The following is an 18,182-nucleotide window of genomic DNA, read 5'->3' as shown; positions in this document are numbered from 1 at the left end:
ACTTCCTCTACCGCTAGTGGTTGGCAGCGAGCAGCGACTCCTCGAGGGCGACCCACGCGAGCATGGCGCACTTGACGCGCGCCGGATATCGCGAGACGCCTGAGAAAGCGGCCGCGTCTCCCAGCACTTCCTCGTCGGCCTCGAGCTTCCCCCGGGAGCGCATCACGTCCCGGAAGTTGTCCACGAGCCTGATGACCTCGTCGCGCGGCAGTCCGACCATGAGGTCCGTCAGCACGGACGCCGAGGCCATCGAGATGGCGCAACCCGCACCCTCCCAACTGACCGAGCGGACGCCGCCGTTACTCACCACCGCTCGCAGCGTGATCTCGTCGCCGCACACCGGATTCAGTTGATGCGACTCGCCCACCATGCCGTCACCGTGGTGCTCCTGCAATCCTGCACCATGGCGTTCCCTGGCGTGGTCGAGAATAATCTGTTGGTAGAGCTGTTCGAGGTCATTGCTCACGGCTTCGCTCCGAAGAAGCTGCGGACACCGGAAACGGCTTCGAGGAAAAAATCCACTTCGTCAGTGGTGTTGTAGAGATAGGTGCTCGCGCGCGTCGTCGCGGTGAGACCGAGCCGGCGGTGCAGTGGCTGGGCGCAGTGGTGGCCCACCCGCACGGCGATCCCGCGGTCGTCGAGGAACTGTCCGACGTCGTGGGCATGGACGCCATCGACGTCGAACGCGGCCAGACCGATGCGCCCGGTGCCCGCAGCAGGCCCCATGACGCGGATACCGTCGATGCCCGAGAGGCCGTCCACCAGTCGCGCGCCGAGCGCCGCTTCCCATGCCTCGATACGGGGCATCCCTGTTTCCGTAAGATAGTTCGCCGCGGCTCCGAGTGCGATGGCCTGCGAGATCCGCTGGGTGCCGGCTTCGAAGCGGTTCGGTGACGGCAGGTATTCCGCCCGTTCCATCGATACGGTGGTGATCATCGAGCCTCCGGTGAGGAAGGGAGGCATGGCATTGAGCAGCCCGGCCCGTCCATACAGTGCGCCGATCCCTGTGGGACCCAGCATCTTGTGCCCGGAGAACACGAGGAAGTCGACATCAAGCGCCTTGACGTCGACGGGCAGGTGCGGCACCGACTGACACGCATCGAGCACGGTAAGCGCTCCCACGTTCCGGGCGAGTCGTACGAGTTCGTCCACCGGGTTGATCGTGCCGAGGACATTCGAAGCATGCGTGAACGCGAGCACCTTTGTGGACGGCGTCAACAGCGCCGCGGCTTCTTCGAGCCGCAGGGCGCCGTCGTCGTCCACCGGGATGAAGCGAAGCTCGGCGCCCGTGCGGGCAGCCAACTCCTGCCACGGGATCAGGTTGGCATGGTGCTCCATCTCGGTGACCACGATGCGGTCCCCCGGAGCCAGCGCAAAACGCCGCGCAGCCGCTCCGCCCCGCCCGAGTGACGCGTTCGACATCGAGTAGGCAAGAAGGTTAATGGCCTCGGTGGCGTTGGAGGTCCACACCAGCTCACCCGCAGCGGCACCGATGAAACGGGCGACTGCTGCGCGGGCATCCTCGTAGGCATCCGTCGCTTCGACGGCGAGGAGGTGCGATCCACGGTGCACGGCCGCATTGCGCTGTTCGTAGAACTCCTGCTCGGCTTCCATCACACTCAGAGGATTCTGCGAGGTGGCGCCGGAATCGAGGTAGACCAACGGTTTCCCGTTGACGGAGGTCTGCAGGATGGGGAAGTCGTTGCGGATGCGCTGCACCTCGGCATTGGTCAGGGCGCCCTCCGTGCCCGGCGGGGAGGCGGGGGTGAAAGTAAGGGTCACTGCAGAACTCCTTGGTCGGCTCGGAGGGCCGGATATCCCGCGCGGGCCACGATTTGCTTCCCGCTCGATACGGCATTACGGCACGCCGCCGTTTCCTAATTATCTCACGAGCACTTCCTGCGATGCGCGCCGCGCGGCTGATTCCCCCTCAACCCGCCACGCCAAGCGGCAGGAACCGAATCAGATAGCCCGTTGAGCGCGGCGGAGGAAGGAATCGAGAATCTTCTCCGCCCCCTCGAAGTTGAGCCCTCCGCCTGCCTTCCCTGAGGGAAGTGCATTGCCGCGCAACCGTTGGCCGAGGCAGATGAGCGCCTCAAGCGCCTCCGACAGGTCCCCCTCCGCTTCTGCTGTCTGGCGGAGAAGCCGAACGTACAGGGCCTGCAGGGCTGAACCAGGACTACAGGCCAGCTCCCGGTGGAATGTCCGCCGGCACCGGTCATAGGCTGTCAGCCCCTCAGCGTAGAGCCCCGCGAGCTCGTAGGCGCTGACGAGGGCTGTCCACGCCCTTTCGTTCAGCCCGTCGGCATCGAGCGCTGCCTGCGCCCACGTAATGGCCTCGAGGGGGAGCTTCAGCGCACTTGCCGTCTCTGCCGCCCGGATCTGCAGTTCGAGGCGCTGTAAGGCAATGCGGCTCCTTGCTTCGTTCGCCCACTCCGGCACCACCTCGTTGCCGAGCAATGGCACCGCCGACATGTCGATCGCGCGCCGCAGGAGCGGATAGGCGTCCGCCGGTAGCGCCGACTCGGCCTCGTGGACCAGGCGGTGAAACCGGTCCAGATCGGAGTCGACCAGTCTGGTCTCGAGAACATAGCCGCCGTTCGCCGTACGCAGGGGCCCGGTTCGCGTCCTGCCGGGCTGGACGAGCCGCCGCAGGCAGCAGACGTAGCTTTCGAGCGTAGCTACTGCGCCGTCAGGAGCGTGGCTCCCCCAGAGGACTTCGATCAGTCGGTCCTTCGACATTGCAGTGCCGAAATTCAGGAGCAGTATCTCAAGGATGTGCCGGGGCTTGCACCCGCCCATCTCGGCCGATGTCAAGATGATGTTGTCGCGCCGCAATTCGAAGTTGCCGAACAGTTTGACAGATACGATGGGTGAAACCTCAGGGGTTATCTCCATGACGTGCTCCAGTATCAGATCGAGCGTCGTAAACGAACGCTTAAGAGTGGAGAATCAACCGCCCGAGGACGCTCCCCCTGCTTCTCCGCTTACTGTGGCACGCACTAATGGGGCGGACAATGCACTCTGCTACTCGACTTCTACGAGGTTACGAATATAGGTGCGCCGAGGGTTCCTCGGGAGTAATACCGAGTGCTCCGCAAGTAATAACCAAGTAGCCAGACGAGTAGCATTTTGTTGCCCGGGCAATAGTCATATTCCTTACTACAGCAGAACAGGCCCCCCTATGAGGGGCCTGTTCTGCTGGGCATCCTGCCTTATCCCGGCGAGCTCCCTGCCTGAGGAAGGAACCCGCCGGCTTCAGTACCTACCGGGTGGTGAAGGTCCAGGTAACCGGTACCAGTGCCACGCCGGAGGTGTCCCTGATTCCCGAGGTCAGCGTCACCGTGTACCGGGAGTTCGACGCGAGGCCGAACGCCGGGTTCAGAGTGGCCACCCGTGTCGTGGCGTTGTACGTGACCGCCGCGGACACCGTTCCGCCTGCAGGATTGGTGAGCCGCATGGTGGTGGTGCTCACCCCGGTCACTGCCTCACTGAACGTCGCGTCGACATTGGTGGTGTTCGCCACGCCGACAGCACCAGCTGCCGGCGTTCGCGTCGTCACCGTCGGCGCCGCATTCGCCGGTGGCGTCACTGCAGCTGCCGTGGTGAAGCTCCAGCTGACAGGAGCCAGGGCATTATTTGCACCGTCTCGAATACCTGCCGTCAGGTTCACCGTGTACACGGTGTTCGCAGTGAGGTTGGCACTCGGATTCAACGTCGCTACCCGCGTCGTGGCGTTGTACGTCACCACGGCGGGGACCAACGCGCTTGCGCCGGCCCGAAGAGTCACCGTAGTGACGCTGACTCCCGTCACCGTCTCGTTGAACGTCGCGTCGACGTTGGTTCCGACAGCCACCCCGACAGCACCGGTTGCCGGCGCTCGAGTCGTTACCGTCGGAGCCGTGGTGTCAGTACCCGTCGTGGGGACCGTACCCGCTCCCCCGTTCGTACCCGCCGCCGTCGAGCCTGTGGTGAAGGTGTAGGTAACCGGTACCAGTGCCACGCCGGAGGTGTCCCGGATTCCCGAGGTCAGCGTCACCGTGTACCGGGAGTTCGACGCGAGGCCGAACGCCGGGTTCAGAGTGGCCACCCGTGTCGTGGCGTTGTACGTGACCGCCGCGGACACCGTTCCGCCTGCAGGATTGGTGAGCCGCATGGTGGTGGTGCTCACCCCGGTCACTGCCTCACTGAACGTCGCACTCACGTTGAAGGTGAGTCCGACTCCAACAGCACCGGCTGCAGGCGACTGTGATGTCACCGTCGGCGCCGCATTCACCGGTGGCGTCACTGCAGCTGCCGTGGTGAAGCTCCAGCTCACCGGAGCCAGGGCCGCACCTCCGGCGTCGACGATGCCCCCGGTCAGGTTCACCGTGTACACGGTGTTCGCAGCCAGATCAGCAGTCGGATTCAAGGTCGCAACCCGAGTCGTACTGTTGTACGTCACAGCACCGGGCACCACCGTCCCGGCAGGATTGGTCAGGGTCATCGTGGTACCGCTGACCCCCGTCACCGTTTCGCTGAACGTTGCATCGATATTGGTTCCGACAGTTACCCCGACAGCGTTAGCTGCAGGCGCCTGCGTCGTGACCGTCGGCGCCGGATTCACCGGTACCACCGCTGCCGCGGTAGTGAAGCTCCAGCTCACCGGAGCCAGGGCCGCACCTCCGGCGTCGACGATGCCCCCGGTCAGGTTCACCGTGTAGACGGTGTTCGCAGCCAGATCAGCAGTCGGGTTCAAGGTCGCAACCCGAGTCGTACTGTTGTACGTCACAGCACCGGGCACCACCGTCCCGGCAGGATTGGTCAGGGTCATCGTGGTACCGCTGACCCCCGTCACCGTTTCGCTGAACGTTGCATCGATATTGGTTCCGACAGTTACCCCGACAGCGTTAGCTGCAGGCGCCTGCGTCGTGACCGTCGGCGCCGGATTCACCGGTACCACCGCTGCCGCGGTAGTGAAGCTCCAGCTCACCGGAGCCAGGGCCGCACCTCCGGCGTCGACGATGCCCCCGGTCAGGTTCACCGTGTAGACGGTGTTCGCAGCCAGATCAGCAGTCGGGTTCAAGGTCGCAACTCCCGTGACCGCGTCATATGTCACAGCACCGGGCACCACCGTCCCGGCAGGATTGGTCAGGGTCATCGTGGTACCGCTGACCCCCGTCACCGTTTCGCTGAACGTTGCAGTGATGTCTGAGTTACCTGCTACTCCGACAGCATCTGCTGCGGGCGTCCGCGTCGTGACAGTCGGCGCTGCGTTCGTCGGCTCACCTGAGGCGAGAGTCGAAACCTCGACTGTTGCATCCGTGAACTTGAGCAGCTCCACATTGGTGATGGTGTCAGTGCCATCCTCGGCTGTTCCACCGGTGTGCGTCACCGTAGTGATCGCGCCGGCTTTGGTGATGGTGTATTCAGCCCGTGCTCCGGAGAACATCGCGGTGTCTACGTCGGTTGTTCCCGGGCTCGAGAGGATTTCGCGAACGATCTCCACCTTGCCGGGATCGGTGCGGCCGGCCATGATGTCAGCCTGGATCTCCGTGAGGGAGTTGGCGGTGCGGGTTTCTGCATCGGCGTCGTCCCGAACGCTCAGGCGTACGTTCAGCCATTTGTCGCCGTCGATGATGTCATCGGCGCCATTGCCCCAGATCTCGTCACTTCCGGAACCACCGATGATGATATTGCCGGCTCCGAAGCTGGTTGCCGCTGTCGGCAGGAGCTCGCTGAGCCCGCCGATACGTCCGATACCTTCAGCATCGAGGATGTTGGTCAACGCCGGAGCGTTCAGCTCGATGTCCTCGTCCGCAGGGGCGACATCAGTGCCGCGAAGCACGTCGTTCTGGTCCCAGCCGGACAGTCCCTCGACCAGCAGGAACCGGTCACGGAGAGCATTGGGGCCCTCCACCACCAGCATCCGCATGTCGGAGTCTCCGCGTTCGATCGACCGGGCGTGGGTGACCCAGTCGAAGCCGTACACTCCGTGGTTGCGTTCGATACCTGGGCCGGCAACCATGACGTCGTCGCCGCCTTCGGAATCGTAGTCGTCTTCCCCGGAGTCACCGATCAGCACGTCGTGGCCCGGGTTGTTGACGTCGTCGAAGAACGGTGCGCCGCTGTCACCCTGCAGGAGGTCATTGGCGTTGCCGCCTTCAACCCAGTCGTTCCCGCCGCCTCCGAATACTGCGTCGGGCCCGTCGCCAGCGATCACGAGGTCGTCGCCTTCACCGGCGAAGTGCTCGTTCCCGTTGAGTCCGCCGTTGGAGAAGTCAGCGCCGTCGCCGGACATGATGATGTCGAGGCCCGGTCCGGCGTCGATCGCATCGTTGTCGGGACCACCCTTCAGGACGTCATCGCCATGGGAGTCGGTGATGCGGTCATTGCCCTTGCCTCCAAGGACCGTGTCAGCGCCGTCCGAGCCCTCGAGAATGTCGCTCCCGTCATTGCCCCAGAACGTATCGTTGTCGATTCCACCCCAGATGCGGTCGGTGCCGGCCGTGCCGTTGAAGGTGGATTGGGCGTTGAGGCCCGGGCGGTCGATGGAGTTGCTGACGCGGTACCGGATGGTCCCGTCAGCCATCCGAAGTAGCAACGCGGATTCGTTACAGGCCGAGGCGGGGTCGTCTGCCACGCTGTTGCCCGACGTGGCGACGATGTTGGCCATCTCGAACTCACAGTCCGCAACCCCGAAGACCTCAGCTTTGAGTGCTGATGCGTCGGTGTTCCTCATGATGAGTTCGGCGAAGGAGTTGCCCTCGAGTTCGGTGCGCAGGTTCAGGCCGGAGGTGCGGGACAGGTAGTACAACCGGTCGCCGTCCTGGAGGTCTGTCATCTGGCGCTCGAAGATGTAGTTGAACGTGGATCCCAGGAGACCGCCGAAGAGGTTCTGCATCTCGGCGAGACCGCCCACCCACAGGTCGACGTCATTCAGCCCTGACTGGGTGGTGGCCCAGGTACCGGTGCTGTTGACGAAGTCATATGCATCGGCCGGTGTTCCTGAGGTCGGATCCGGATTCATGTCGAACAGCAGCTGAGCTGCTGCTCGCTTGCCGGCAATGGACGTTGCGCCCTTGATGCTCGGGTGCTGTCCGTAGGCGGCCATGAAGTTGACCACGGAGTCGGGGTGCTTCAACGCCTGGCCGAAATCCACCCAGCTGGTGTAGGGCTTCAGGGACGAATCCCCGGTACTCGTGTACAGCTGGCTGCGGAAGTTGTTGAGCGAAGGAACTCCGGTTTCATGCCCGCGGGCCAGGTTCAGGGCCGCGAGGTCCAAGGGGAGTCCCAGCACGTTGTTGCGCAGTGTGTCGGTGACGAATTCATCGAGTTCGGCGCCTACCTGGTCGGTCATGCCCATGGCGATACTGCCCGCGGCCGCTGCCGGGGACATCGTCGCGCTGCCGTTGGCGTAGTAGGCGGGTGGGTTGAGGAAACCTTCGAGGAGCGGCATGCCGATGTCCGTGCCGGTGTTCGTCTTCCGGTCGATGTCCTCGGTCAGCATCGAGTGGCCGAACCGGTAGGTCGCATGCGCGAACTCCGCCTTGACGGCGGGGTCGATACCCGTGTCCGCCTGCGTGAAGACGTTGAACGGGTTGATGCCCGGCTGGATCTTCCGCGCGAACTCCTCGAAGACGAGGTGCTGGTATTCCATCTCGGTGACGAACCGCGCTGCCTGGAAGAGTCGTTCACCGTTCCAGGTTCCGTCCCCGAGCTTCCACTCGTTCAGGTCGAGGTTCAGGGAGGTGAGAAGCTCCTCCATGTAGGTCACCAGCCGATTGTGCTCGGAGTGGAACACCTGGTGGATCGCCGTGAGGCCGACGTTCTCATTGACGCGCCCGTCGCCTGCGATGAAGTGCTGGTCCAGCATCTCGTCGTCGTAGGTGGTCGCCGGCGGACCGTTCACCGGGTTGACAGCTGTGTCACCATCCGCCAGGAGCAGTGCCCCCGTCTGGGAATTGAACGGCGAGGCGGTGTGGGCGATGTCGTCGAGAAAGGCGATGTTGATGCGCTGCACATCTGCGGGGACTGGTACCGGGGTTGTGAGGTTGCCTTCAACCAGCGTCTTGTCCTGTTTGACGTACTGCGGAAGTCCGCTCGGACCACGGAGGAAACGTCCGTACTGGTCGGTGGCGATCATCGGGATGTTCCCGATGTCGGCGTCCGAGAGTTCAAGACCGAGGAGCGTGGCCGCCTGGTCCTTGACATCCTGCCACGTCGCCATGCCCCCGGGAGTGCCAGGATCGGTGGCGGTCGCAGGTACGCCTTCGACACCTTCGAGCAGTTCACCGGTCGATACGGGCTTGCCTCCCGCCAGTGAATACTCGCGCAGGAAGACCTGGTGGGCGGGGTGCGATGAATAGGTCTGGCTCTGGTCCACCCAGGGGGAATTCGTATTGGTGCCGTCCTGCACGTCATCAGCGGTCCCCAGGATTCCGTCGGGGCCCGGCTGGTTCTCAGCGCGGCTCAGCACCATGAAGTTCGTTCGGCTACCAACCACAAAAAGCGGATCGTCCGGGGCGAGCGGCATCATGACCATGCTCTTGGACTTCCTGGTGGAATCCACGCCGTGGTCGAAGAACTGGCCGAACAGGGCGAACATTCCGTTGTAGGGCGGGGACAGGCCGAAATCGGTGGTGACATTCGGGATGTCCAGCGTTTCACCCTTCGCCACACAGTTCACCGGAACTCCCGGGCTGGTGCAGGGTATCGCGGTAGGTTCATCGTTCACCGTCCGGTGAGCGCGGCTGGCAGCGGCGATGGCTGCGGGATTGGTGTCGGTCTGGTCCACGATCACGTTGCTGATGAACCGCGCGGTGCCATCGGAGATATTGGTGTTGACCGACTTATAGGACTGCCCGTTCGGAGCGTTGCGCCACTGGGGTGCTGCCAGCCGGGGGAAAGGGAGGCTGGTGGAGCCGAACTTCTCCTGGCCTGCAATGAGGTTGTTGCCCGAGCCGTCCACCGTGCGAAGGCCGTACGGCAGCAGCGGATTGGCCACCTGATTGGCTCCTGTACCAAGCAGCGGCTGACCTGCAACCGGGTTGCCCTGGGCGTCTTCCTTGGTGGCGTTGTTCTCGGCGATCTTGATCTGCTTCAGGATGAAGCGCATGTCCCCCGCGTTCAGGGTGAGCCCCTGGCCGACCGGAGCAGCCAGAACCGCCGGGGCCAGGACTGCCGGCAGTACGCCGGCGCCGAGCACCATTGCGACGAGCCCTGCCGTCAATCGTGTCGGAATGCTTTTCCGATGCTGACGGCGCGAATCGCCGTCCCTTCCATGATCCGTGCGGTATTGCTTGAACATGGCTGCTCTCCTCATGGCTTCCCGGCCACCCCCGAAAAGCGCCGGCTGGCTCAATCTTGGAGCAGCCGCCTTTGGAAAAACTTGGGACGGGTCAGCCGCCGGCCGAAACCGCGTTCGACCCATCCGATGATGGGTTCGGATGTCGCATTTGAGGGTATAAAATGGTCCGTGTGACTCAAATACGGATTCGAGATGCCGCGCAATACCTGAGCGTGTCTGACGACACCGTGCGCCGGTGGATCGACAACGGCGTGCTCCCGAGTGAAAAGGACTCCTCGGGCCGCACTGTGGTGGACGGGCTCGAGCTGGCCCACCTGGCACGCGACAACGCAATCGTCCCGGAGGATCCGTCGGGAATCGGAAGGTCCGCCCGCAACCGGTTCGTGGGCATCGTCACCGGCGTCATCCTGGACAAGGTCATGGCGCAGGTCGAGATCCAATGCGGACCGTACCGGGTGGTGTCCCTGATGAGTAGTGAAGCTGTGCGGGATCTGGGGCTCGAACCCGGATCAGTGGCCGTGGCGGTCGTCAAGGCCACGACTGTTCTGGTCGAGACACCGCCAGCCGCCCAGAGTAGGAAGACAGAGAAATGAGCCGTAACGCCGTGGCCGTTGGCTCACTGGCACTGCCGCTCCTGCTCTCGGCCTGTGCAGGGCAGTCCGCGGAGGATACCTCAGTAACCGTGTTCGCCGCCGCGTCCCTGCGTGCACCGTTCACCGAACTCGCAGATGCCTATGAAGCCCGGAACCCCGGCACCGCCGTGGAACTGAGCTTCGCCGGCTCGTCGGACCTCGCAACCCAGCTTCTGGAGGGCGCGCCCGCCGACGTCTTCGCGTCGGCCGACACCAGGAGCATGGTCGGCTTGAGTGAGGCATCGTTGCTTCAGGGCGAGCCGGTGGTCTTTGCGACCAACCACCTCGAGATCGCCGTGCCGCCCGGGAATCCCGCATCCATCACGTCGTTCGTCGACCTCGCCGACGACGCCGTCAAGACTGTCGTGTGCGCAGAGCGGGTTCCCTGCGGCGCGGCGACCGCGGCCCTCGAAGAACTGATCGGCGTCTCCCTGGCCCCGGTCAGCAAGGAATCCTCAGTGACGGATGTCCTGGGCAAGGTCACCTCCGGAGAAGCGGACGCCGGACTGGTCTACGCCACTGACGTTCTCGCTGCCGGAGATGCCGTCGAGGGCATCACCGTCCCGGAAGCCGCCAGCGTCCTCAGCACCTACCCGCTCGCTGTTCTCGCGGATACCGAGGAGAACGAGGCCGCACGCGCCTTCGTCACCTACATCACCGGTGATGTGGGGCGGACGGTCCTCGAGGCCGCCGGCTTCGGCGCACCCTAGCCCGATGTCTGCTGTGGCCCCTCCTTCCCCCCTTATCGGCCTTCCGCGCTGGATCCTGGCGGTGGCCCTTGCCGGAGCGCTGATCGTGGTGCTGCCGCTGGCAGCGATGGTTCTCCGAGTCGACTGGGCAGATTTTTTCTCACTGGTCACTTCCGAGTCGTCCCTGGCGGCCCTGTGGTTGAGCCTGCGGACGTCCGCCGCAGCCACGCTGCTCTGCGTTTTCTTCGGTGTCCCGATGGCGCTGGTGCTGGCCCGTACCGCGTTCCGGGGCCAGAAACTGCTTCGCTCGCTCGTGTTACTGCCTCTGGTCCTGCCACCTGTGGTCGGCGGACTGGCGTTGCTCTATACCTTCGGCAGGCGCGGGCTCCTCGGCGGAACCCTCGAGTTCCTCGGCATCGACATCGCGTTCTCCACGACCGCCGTGATCCTCGCCCAGACTTTCGTGGCCGTGCCCTTCCTGGTACTGAGCCTCGAAGGTGCACTGCGGACGGTGGGCACGCGGTACGAAGCCGTGGCAGCCACCCTCGGGGCACGCCCCACGACGGTGCTGCGCCGAGTGACTGTTCCCCTCGTGCTTCCCGCGCTTTTTTCGGGTGCAATCCTCTCGTTCGCCCGGGCCCTCGGGGAGTTCGGCGCAACCCTGACGTTCGCCGGAAGCCTTCAGGGTTCCACCCGCACTCTGCCCCTGGAGATCTACCTGCAACGGGAGACGGATCCTGACACGGCAGTCGCGCTGTCCCTCGTGCTGGTCATCGTCGCGGTCATCGTGGTCGGCCTCGCCCACCGGCCCGGTACAGCGGGCGCCCGCCGGAGCGCTGACTCGTGACACTCCAGTTCGACGCAACCGTGTCGACCCGCGGTTTCGCGGTGTCGCTGGCGATCGAATCCGGCGAGACACTTGCTGTCCTCGGGCCGAACGGCGCCGGGAAATCGACCCTGCTCTCGGTGATCGCGGGCCTGCTGCAACCCGACGCCGGCAGATCGGACCTCGACGGCAGTGTGCTGTTCGAGGTGGTCCCCGGGGGGCGGTCCACCTTCACCCCTCCGGCCGCCCGGGGCGTGTCACTGCTCGCCCAGGATCCCCTGCTGTTTCCCCATCTGAGCGTCCTGGAGAACGTCGCCTTCGGGCCGCGGAGCGCGGGAGTCCGCAAGGCCGAGGCCCGGGCTCACGCACGGAGCTGGCTGCGGGAGGTGGAGGCACTGGACCTGATGGACAGGATGCCCGCGGAGCTCTCAGGCGGCCAGGCGCAGCGTGTCGCCGTGGCCCGCGCGCTGGCGTCGAAGCCCACCCTCCTGCTGCTCGACGAACCGATGGCGGCACTCGACGTCTCGGTTGCCCCGGCGCTGCGCAGGATGCTCAAGCGCGTACTTCGGGAGCAGACGGCGGTCATCGTCACCCATGACATCCTCGACGCCTTCACACTGGCTGATCGCGTGATGGTTCTCGATGCCGGAAAAATCGTCGAGCAGGGGCTTACGCGGGAAGTGCTCGAGAGACCGCAGAGCCGCTTCACCGCCGATCTCGCGGGACTCAACGTCCTCTCCGGCGTGCTGACCGCCCGGGGCGTCCGCACCGATTCCGGGAAGGACATCGCGACCTCGACGCCGGGCATTCCCCTGCACGCGGCAGTTGTCGCGGCGGTACGTCCCTCCGCGGTCCGGGTGTCCCTTGTCCGGCCCGCGGCCACCGACGGCACGAACCTTCCCGGCGTCGTCCTGGATGTCGAGCCGCACCGCGGCCTCGTCCGGGTCCGCGCGGGGGACTTCGCAGCCGACATCACTCCTGCTGCAGCAGCTGACCTCGACCTTGCGCCGGGGAACTCCGTATGGTTCGCCTTCGACGCCACCGACGTCACCGTCTATCCACGCCGCGCCGCCCCAAGTTCCGAGCCGGGTCACCCTTAGCCGCCCACGCCGCAGGCAGTTGCTGCGAGCCTCTGCCCTCCTGCTGACCGTTCCCTACTTCAGCGCTGAATGGAACTTCTGCTGCGCTTCAACCAGCCCTTCGAGGATCAGGGCCTCCACTGCATCGGCACCGTCCTCCAGGAGGAAGGCGAGCTCCTTCTTTTCCGCGCTGCCGAAATCCTTCAGGACGTAGTCGGCGGCATCCTGGCGTCCGGGAGGCCGACCCACGCCCACACGCACCCGGTAGTAGTCCTTGGTGCCCAACGCCCGGCTGAGGTCACGCAACCCGTTGTGGCCGCCCTCGCCACCACCGAATTTGAGCTTCACCGTGTTGAAGGGAATGTCTATCTCGTCGTGAACGGCGATGACCTGGTCGGGCGCGATGTCGTGGAACCTTGCAAGCGCCGACACCGGGCCCCCTGTGAGGTTCATGTAGGTCAGAGGTTTGGTGAGCACCAGGCGGGGACCACCGATACCCATCCGTCCCTCGAAGGCAACTGCCTGTGCCTTGGCGGACTTGAAGCGACCACCGAGGCGTGCAGCGAGCACATCGAGCACCATCTGGCCGACGTTGTGGCGGTTGTTGGCGTAGCCGGGCCCGGGGTTCCCGAGCCCGGCTACGAGCCATGCATCGCTAGGCACAGAAGCTGCCCGGACTAGCTTTCGTCAGCGTCTGAGATGGTTTTGTCGGAGGCACCGGCGGCGGTGGCACCCTCGGAGACCGCTTCGGTGTCGACGTCGGTGGCATCCGACTCTCCGAGATCCTGGACGGTCGGTGCGGCGAGGTTGACGATCAGCGTCTCGGGATCGATGAGCAGCGTGGTGCCCGCGGGCAGAACGATGTCGGAGGCGTGGATGTGCTCGCCGACGCCTCGGCCTTCGATGTTGACGGTGAGGGTCTCGGGCAGGTGCGTTGCCTCTGCCTCCACCAGCACGGTGTTGTGCTCGAGGTTGGCCACAACCTCAGGGGCCGGCTCGCCTTCGACGTGGATGGCGACGTCGACCTCGACCTTCTCGCCCCTTCGCACGGTCAGGAGATCGATGTGTTCCACGATCCGCTTGAGCGTGTTCCGCTGGACATCCTTGGCAAGGGCCAGGTGCTCGTCGCCGTCGATGTCGATCGTCAGTAGGGCGTTGGCGGTGCGGACGGCGAGCGTCGTCGCCTTGCTCGGCAGCAGGATGTGGAGGGCTTCCTCTCCGTGACCATAGATCACGGCAGGGATCATGTTGGCGCGGCGGGCCTGGCGGGCCGCACCCTTACCGAATTCGGTGCGTACTACTGCTGCGATTCTCTGCTCTGACATGGGTTCTCCTTGAACGCTGGGCAATGGCCGCGAAGAGCGGGCTTTGCATGGACGTTGCCGGGCGGGGAAGCACGCACGTGGAGGAGTTGTCTAGAAACATACTGTCGCTAGCCACCGTCGATCACGGAGTTCGCCCCGAAGTCTCTCCGGGCTGCTCCCTCGCCTAGGCATCGCCTTCAATCGTACAGCACGTTCCGTGGTAGGCCCGAAGGACAAGACGACGGCCCCCGCCGGTGGATGGATCACTGGTGGGGGCCGTCGTCGTTCCAGGACCGCTAGGGACCTGCGGGAGTGATCACGATCGTTCCCATGACCGCGTTGACCGTCGCACTGTCAGCAGTGGCTGTCAGCCCTCCGGCCGACGGGCCGCTCACCGGCCCATTGCTGTCGGCTGCCAACCAGCTCAAGTGGCCGGCTCCGGTTCCCGCGCCGGTTTGACGTGCCGTCATCCCGCTGGGAGGACGCCATGCAGTGGTGGCTGCTGTCTTGTCGGCCCAGTAGGAAAGGACCCACGCACCGGCAACAGCATCCAGTATCGGGGTGGTGTGCTGCGCCCGGCTCACGGATTCGGCCTCGAATCCGAAGGACGCTGCACTCAGTTCGGCCCCGCGGTATGCGGTCACGGCCAGGTTGCCGCGGTTGAAGGAAGCCGTTCGCACGGTCACCGTCGCTCCCGCGTCAGCAGCAGTGGCAACCCGCGTGTAGAGCACGGACCTCATGGAGCCCGTAGCTGCTTCCGCTGCGACGTCCCACCCGGCAGGGGCAGTAAGTGCCACGGTCCCGCTGTTGGTCGAGAACATCCCGACCAGCACATCACCCGCGCGGACCTGCGCCGGAAGGACAGCACTGTGCACCATTGTCGAGCCCGTGTTGTTGCTGGCGGCGGAACCGACGAACGTCACTGGAGCGGTGGGTACCGGTCCCGGATCCGCCGACACGGTGATCGGGCGGGCCGAGGTACCAGTGGCGCCGTTGTTGTCGGTGACCGTCAGCGTCACGTTGTACGTCCCGGCGGCGGCGAAGGTGTGGGAGAAAACTTCGCCTTCGGCCGATGGACCGCCGGTGATGCTCCACTTGTAACTCGCCACTGTTCCGTCGGAGTCCGTTGACCCGGATCCGTCGAAAACGCACGACAGGAATTCACACTTATCGGCGAATGCGGCCGACGGTGCTGCATTAGCCGGTGGTGGCGGTGGTGGCGGTGGTGGCGGTGGTGGCGCAACGCTGACGGTGATATTCCGTGTCACCGTGTTTGTTCCGCCGTCGTCGTCGGTCACTGTGAGGGAGACCGGATAGGTGCCTGCGGCGGCGAAGGTGCGGGAGAAACGCGCTCCCGTGCCCGACCCGCCGTCACTGGTGGACCAGGAGTGTCCGCGAAGGGTTCCGTCCGAGTCGGTGGAACCCGCGCCGTCGAAGGTGCAGGCGAGTTCCGAACACGTTTCGGTGAATGCCGCCGTCGGGTTGACGTTGGCGGCAGGCGGCGGTGGCGGCGGCGGCGGCGGTGTGGTTCCTCGAGTCGCGATCAGGGACTTCCCGGCCCAGTTAACACCGGAAGTCGAAGGCCCGCTTACCACTGAGGAATTACCGGAAACCGCTCCGCTCGAACCCGTCTGCTGCCAGGACAGGGCATTGAGGTTTCCATCGGCCGATGCCCAGTACAACTGGTTGCCGGCGAGGAACATCCCCTTCACGTTCCGCCAGTCCATGCCACCCGTAGGGCCGGTCACGGTGAGGCGCTGCGCCCCCACGATGCCGCTGTCCAGTTCGAAATAGCGCGAGTAGAGGTTCGGTTGCCCCGCGAGGGTGAAGTAGATCCTCCCTTCGGAGTAGAAGAGGCCCGTCATGGACTGCATATCAGCGGCAAAATCGGCGAGGCGGTTCAGTTCGACGGGAACCGATGCCCCGATCTGCGTGCCGTTGTACGAGCGGCGCTGGAGCTCGCCGGACGACGTCGCCAGGTAGAGGGATGTGCCGGCGACGAAGCCGCCGCGAACGGTTCCCCATGGCACATCTCCCGTCACCTTCGAGGGTCCGGCAGCAGCCGAGGTTCCGTTGAAGTACACGGTGTTCAGGTTGTCGGCCTGGGCAGTGTCCGGAGCAGCAGCGTCGAGGTCGACGATCTCGATGGCGTTGACGAGCGGGTTCTCGATTCCGTGAAGGAATTCGAGGTCCACGACGCCGTCACTGACGATGTCCTTGGTCAGGACAGTGCCGACGTCATGTCCGACAGCTGCACTGATGTCGTAGCTCGGGAAGGCCATCTGGGAGTCGAGCGTCATGGAGAACACCCGGGAACCGCCGGCGGAGGTGCAGCTACACCGGTTCGCCAGGTAGACGCGAACCTGCAGCTTCTTGCCCACGGCGGTGGGGAAAGTCCATTTCATCTCCGGTGCTGTACCGCCGTCCCAGCGCTCCGACGAGTAGATCGCCCGTGGAGTGCTTGACGGCACATTGGCGGTCACGGAGGGCACGGTGATGTAGCTCGCCGCGCCGCCGGTGTTCCGGTAGCCGCTTCCTGGCGGAGTGGTGTCACCCACCCAATCAGGACCCGCATCGATCGCCGGCACGGTTGCACCGCCGGCATTGACCCGGTACAGGTACCTGGCATCAACGGGGCTGCTCGACGAACCGCTCTGCAGCACATCGAGCGGCAGGGTCGGTGCTGAAGCCGTGGGAATGGTTGTCCCATCTGCCAGGGGGAAGAGTGCGATTTTCGCGCGGTAGAGGAACCGGGCGATACGATCCGTATCGGACCCCACCCAGACGCCCTGCGTCGTCGCCAACAGGTCGAAGACACCCCTGCCACGGTCGCGGCCGGGATTCCAGGCCATCGGCAGACCGCTCAGTGCGCTGAGTGCTCCGATTCCTTCACGGCTGACCGCACCCGGGCCCTCCGCGTCAGCGCGGAACGGGTTGTTCATCCACCGGTTGTGCCCGCCGAAATAGACGGCCTGACCTGTGGCCTCGAGTGCATAGATGCTGTCCCCGCCGGTGTAGTCGATCCATGTCGGATTGATCCCGGCACCGCGCTGCCCCGTTTCCCATCGTGACACGGTGTCACACAGGCTTGGCGGACCGCTGCCATACCCGCCCATCGAGCCGAGTACGAAGTAGGAACCGTCGGGAGAGATATCGAGGTCGTTGAGGTAATAGGCGAACGAGGAGTAGCAGTTGGGCTTCCACCGATCGGTCTGCCAGTCGTTGACCGATACAGGGTTGGTCGTCAGATCCACCATTCCCACCTGGACCCGGTCCTGTCCGTTCATGGTGCGGAAATTACCGGTGACCACCATGGTCCTGCCGTCGGGGGTCACGTCGAACTTGTGGACGAAGGTCGTTCCGCCCAGGTGCGTTCCTTCGAAGAGGATATTGGTGTTCGCCCTGAGCGCGCCGGTTCCAGGGTCCAGTTCGGCGAGCGACGTCCTTGCCTGGCCTCGGACTGTAGTGAACTCGCCGCCGATGAACAGCCGGCTGCCGACAAGCTTCATGTCGTGGACGACGGCGTTGATGGTGCCCGAGTTGAAGGTGGAGATCCGGGCGCCGTTGCTCAGGGCCAGGCGAGTCACCTTCGGCACGCTGGCCCCGTTCAGGAGACCGAACTGGCCCCCGATGTAGACGGACTGGCCGTCCGCCGACGCGACGACGCTTCGCACCGTGCTGTTGAACTGCGGTGCGAACGTGGTGCTGATCTGACCGGTGTTCCTGTTGAAGGCCACCACGCCATTCCTTACCAGCACGGGCCCGCCGGAACTGGCCTGGACCTGCGTGAACGATCCACCGAGAACTATCGTGTCCCCCGCCTCGGCGATTGAGAAGACAGTCCCGTCAAGGACGTGCGGAGTGTAGGCCGCGGGGCTTCCACGGACCACTGTGGACAGGCTCTGTTCCGCCGCCCGTGCGGTGCCGGGCGGCAGCGACGCAAGACCACCGATCATGACTAAGCCAAGAAAAATCGCTAGATAGCGACGCATTGACGTTCCTTTCCCCAGTGCCGGCTCTCGCCGAAGCAGTTGCGGCGCACTCCCCCGACGAGCAGCCAACGAGCCGGAACGGCCGGCTCAGATGCCCAATTATGGAGCGCTGGTTTTACCCGAAGGTATACTCGCGGTCCGGACGGGATACGGGTCATTTTGTCCGGACTACCTAATTCGGCGTCGCTGGCTGCTGGAGCAAATCCTTGCGGCGGGACCGGCAATATCAATGTGGCCTTCCAGTTGCACGTAGAAGCGACTGGAGAATGTACCCACTTTCGTCATGGGACGGAAATCCGGCCCCTGGGTCCTCGATCCGTCCTCGCCCAATCACCCGGCCGCACGTATGCTGACCCTCACGGGCGCGGCTA

General features: G+C 64.7%; 11 protein-coding genes. 4 read left to right on the top strand and 7 right to left on the bottom strand.

What is annotated here, in order from left to right; all coding sequences use genetic code 11:
* Positions 1 to 13: 13 nt before the first annotated feature.
* The 4 genes from sufU to IWX75_RS08645 all read right to left on the bottom strand — a co-directional run bounded on the left by sufU (position 14) and on the right by IWX75_RS08645 (position 9,289).
* Entirely contained in the window at positions 14 to 466 is a 453-nt protein-coding gene (gene sufU / locus IWX75_RS08660; protein WP_196821868.1) for a Fe-S cluster assembly sulfur transfer protein SufU, read from the bottom strand.
* Positions 463 to 1,782 (bottom strand): aminotransferase class V-fold PLP-dependent enzyme, encoded by a 1,320-nt coding sequence (locus tag IWX75_RS08655; protein ID WP_196821867.1) that lies wholly within the window; start codon positions 1,780 to 1,782, stop codon positions 463 to 465. The genes sufU and IWX75_RS08655 overlap by 4 nt, the downstream gene beginning before the upstream one ends.
* A gap of 180 nt (positions 1,783 to 1,962) precedes the next feature.
* Positions 1,963 to 2,898, bottom strand: coding sequence for an AfsR/SARP family transcriptional regulator (locus IWX75_RS08650; RefSeq protein ID WP_196821866.1), 936 nt, complete (start codon positions 2,896 to 2,898; stop codon positions 1,963 to 1,965).
* Positions 2,899 to 3,265: 367 nt separating this feature from the next.
* Positions 3,266 to 9,289 carry an Ig-like domain-containing protein gene (locus IWX75_RS08645; RefSeq protein ID WP_196821865.1) on the bottom strand — a complete coding sequence of 2,008 codons (6,024 nt, stop codon included), beginning with the start codon at positions 9,287 to 9,289 and terminating at the stop codon, positions 3,266 to 3,268.
* Between the two features lie 170 nt (positions 9,290 to 9,459).
* On the opposite strand from IWX75_RS08645, the gene IWX75_RS08640 reads away from it, so the two are divergent.
* The 4 genes from IWX75_RS08640 to IWX75_RS08625 are packed head-to-tail and all read left to right on the top strand — an operon-like array spanning position 9,460 to position 12,536.
* On the top strand, positions 9,460 to 9,882 hold the full coding sequence (locus tag IWX75_RS08640) for a TOBE domain-containing protein (protein WP_196821864.1): 423 nt from the start codon (positions 9,460 to 9,462) through the stop codon (positions 9,880 to 9,882).
* Positions 9,879 to 10,631, top strand: a complete 753-nt coding sequence (gene modA / locus IWX75_RS08635; protein ID WP_196821863.1) for a molybdate ABC transporter substrate-binding protein — start codon at positions 9,879 to 9,881, stop codon at positions 10,629 to 10,631. Before IWX75_RS08640 ends, modA begins: the two co-directional genes overlap by 4 nt.
* 4 nt (positions 10,632 to 10,635) lie before the next feature.
* The gene (locus IWX75_RS08630) at positions 10,636 to 11,457 is read left to right on the top strand and encodes an ABC transporter permease (RefSeq protein ID WP_196821862.1); all 822 of its coding nucleotides are present in this window, start codon (positions 10,636 to 10,638) and stop codon (positions 11,455 to 11,457) included.
* A complete protein-coding gene (locus IWX75_RS08625; RefSeq protein ID WP_196821861.1) occupies positions 11,454 to 12,536 on the top strand; it encodes a sulfate/molybdate ABC transporter ATP-binding protein in 1,083 nt (360 codons plus the stop codon). Before IWX75_RS08630 ends, IWX75_RS08625 begins: the two co-directional genes overlap by 4 nt.
* A gap of 54 nt (positions 12,537 to 12,590) precedes the next feature.
* Here IWX75_RS08625 and pth read toward each other — a convergent pair whose 3' ends face one another.
* From pth to IWX75_RS08610, 3 genes are all read right to left on the bottom strand, one after another.
* On the bottom strand, positions 12,591 to 13,178 hold the full coding sequence (pth, locus tag IWX75_RS08620) for an aminoacyl-tRNA hydrolase (RefSeq protein ID WP_196821860.1): 588 nt from the start codon (positions 13,176 to 13,178) through the stop codon (positions 12,591 to 12,593).
* A 14-nt stretch (positions 13,179 to 13,192) separates the two neighbouring features.
* Positions 13,193 to 13,840: a 50S ribosomal protein L25/general stress protein Ctc gene (locus tag IWX75_RS08615; RefSeq protein ID WP_196821859.1), complete on the bottom strand. Its 648-nt coding sequence runs from the start codon at positions 13,838 to 13,840 to the stop codon at positions 13,193 to 13,195.
* 275 nt (positions 13,841 to 14,115) lie between these two features.
* Positions 14,116 to 17,775, bottom strand: a complete 3,660-nt coding sequence (locus tag IWX75_RS08610; RefSeq protein WP_196821858.1) for a PKD domain-containing protein — start codon at positions 17,773 to 17,775, stop codon at positions 14,116 to 14,118.
* Positions 17,776 to 18,182: the final 407 nt, after the last annotated feature.

Origin of the sequence: Arthrobacter sp. CAN_A6, from assembly GCF_015751715.1 — a bacterium.
In the GTDB taxonomy this organism is placed as follows: domain Bacteria; phylum Actinomycetota; class Actinomycetes; order Actinomycetales; family Micrococcaceae; genus Arthrobacter_D.
Note: the sequence above shows the minus strand (reverse complement) of the source record. Positions and strands in the feature narration are given on the sequence as shown.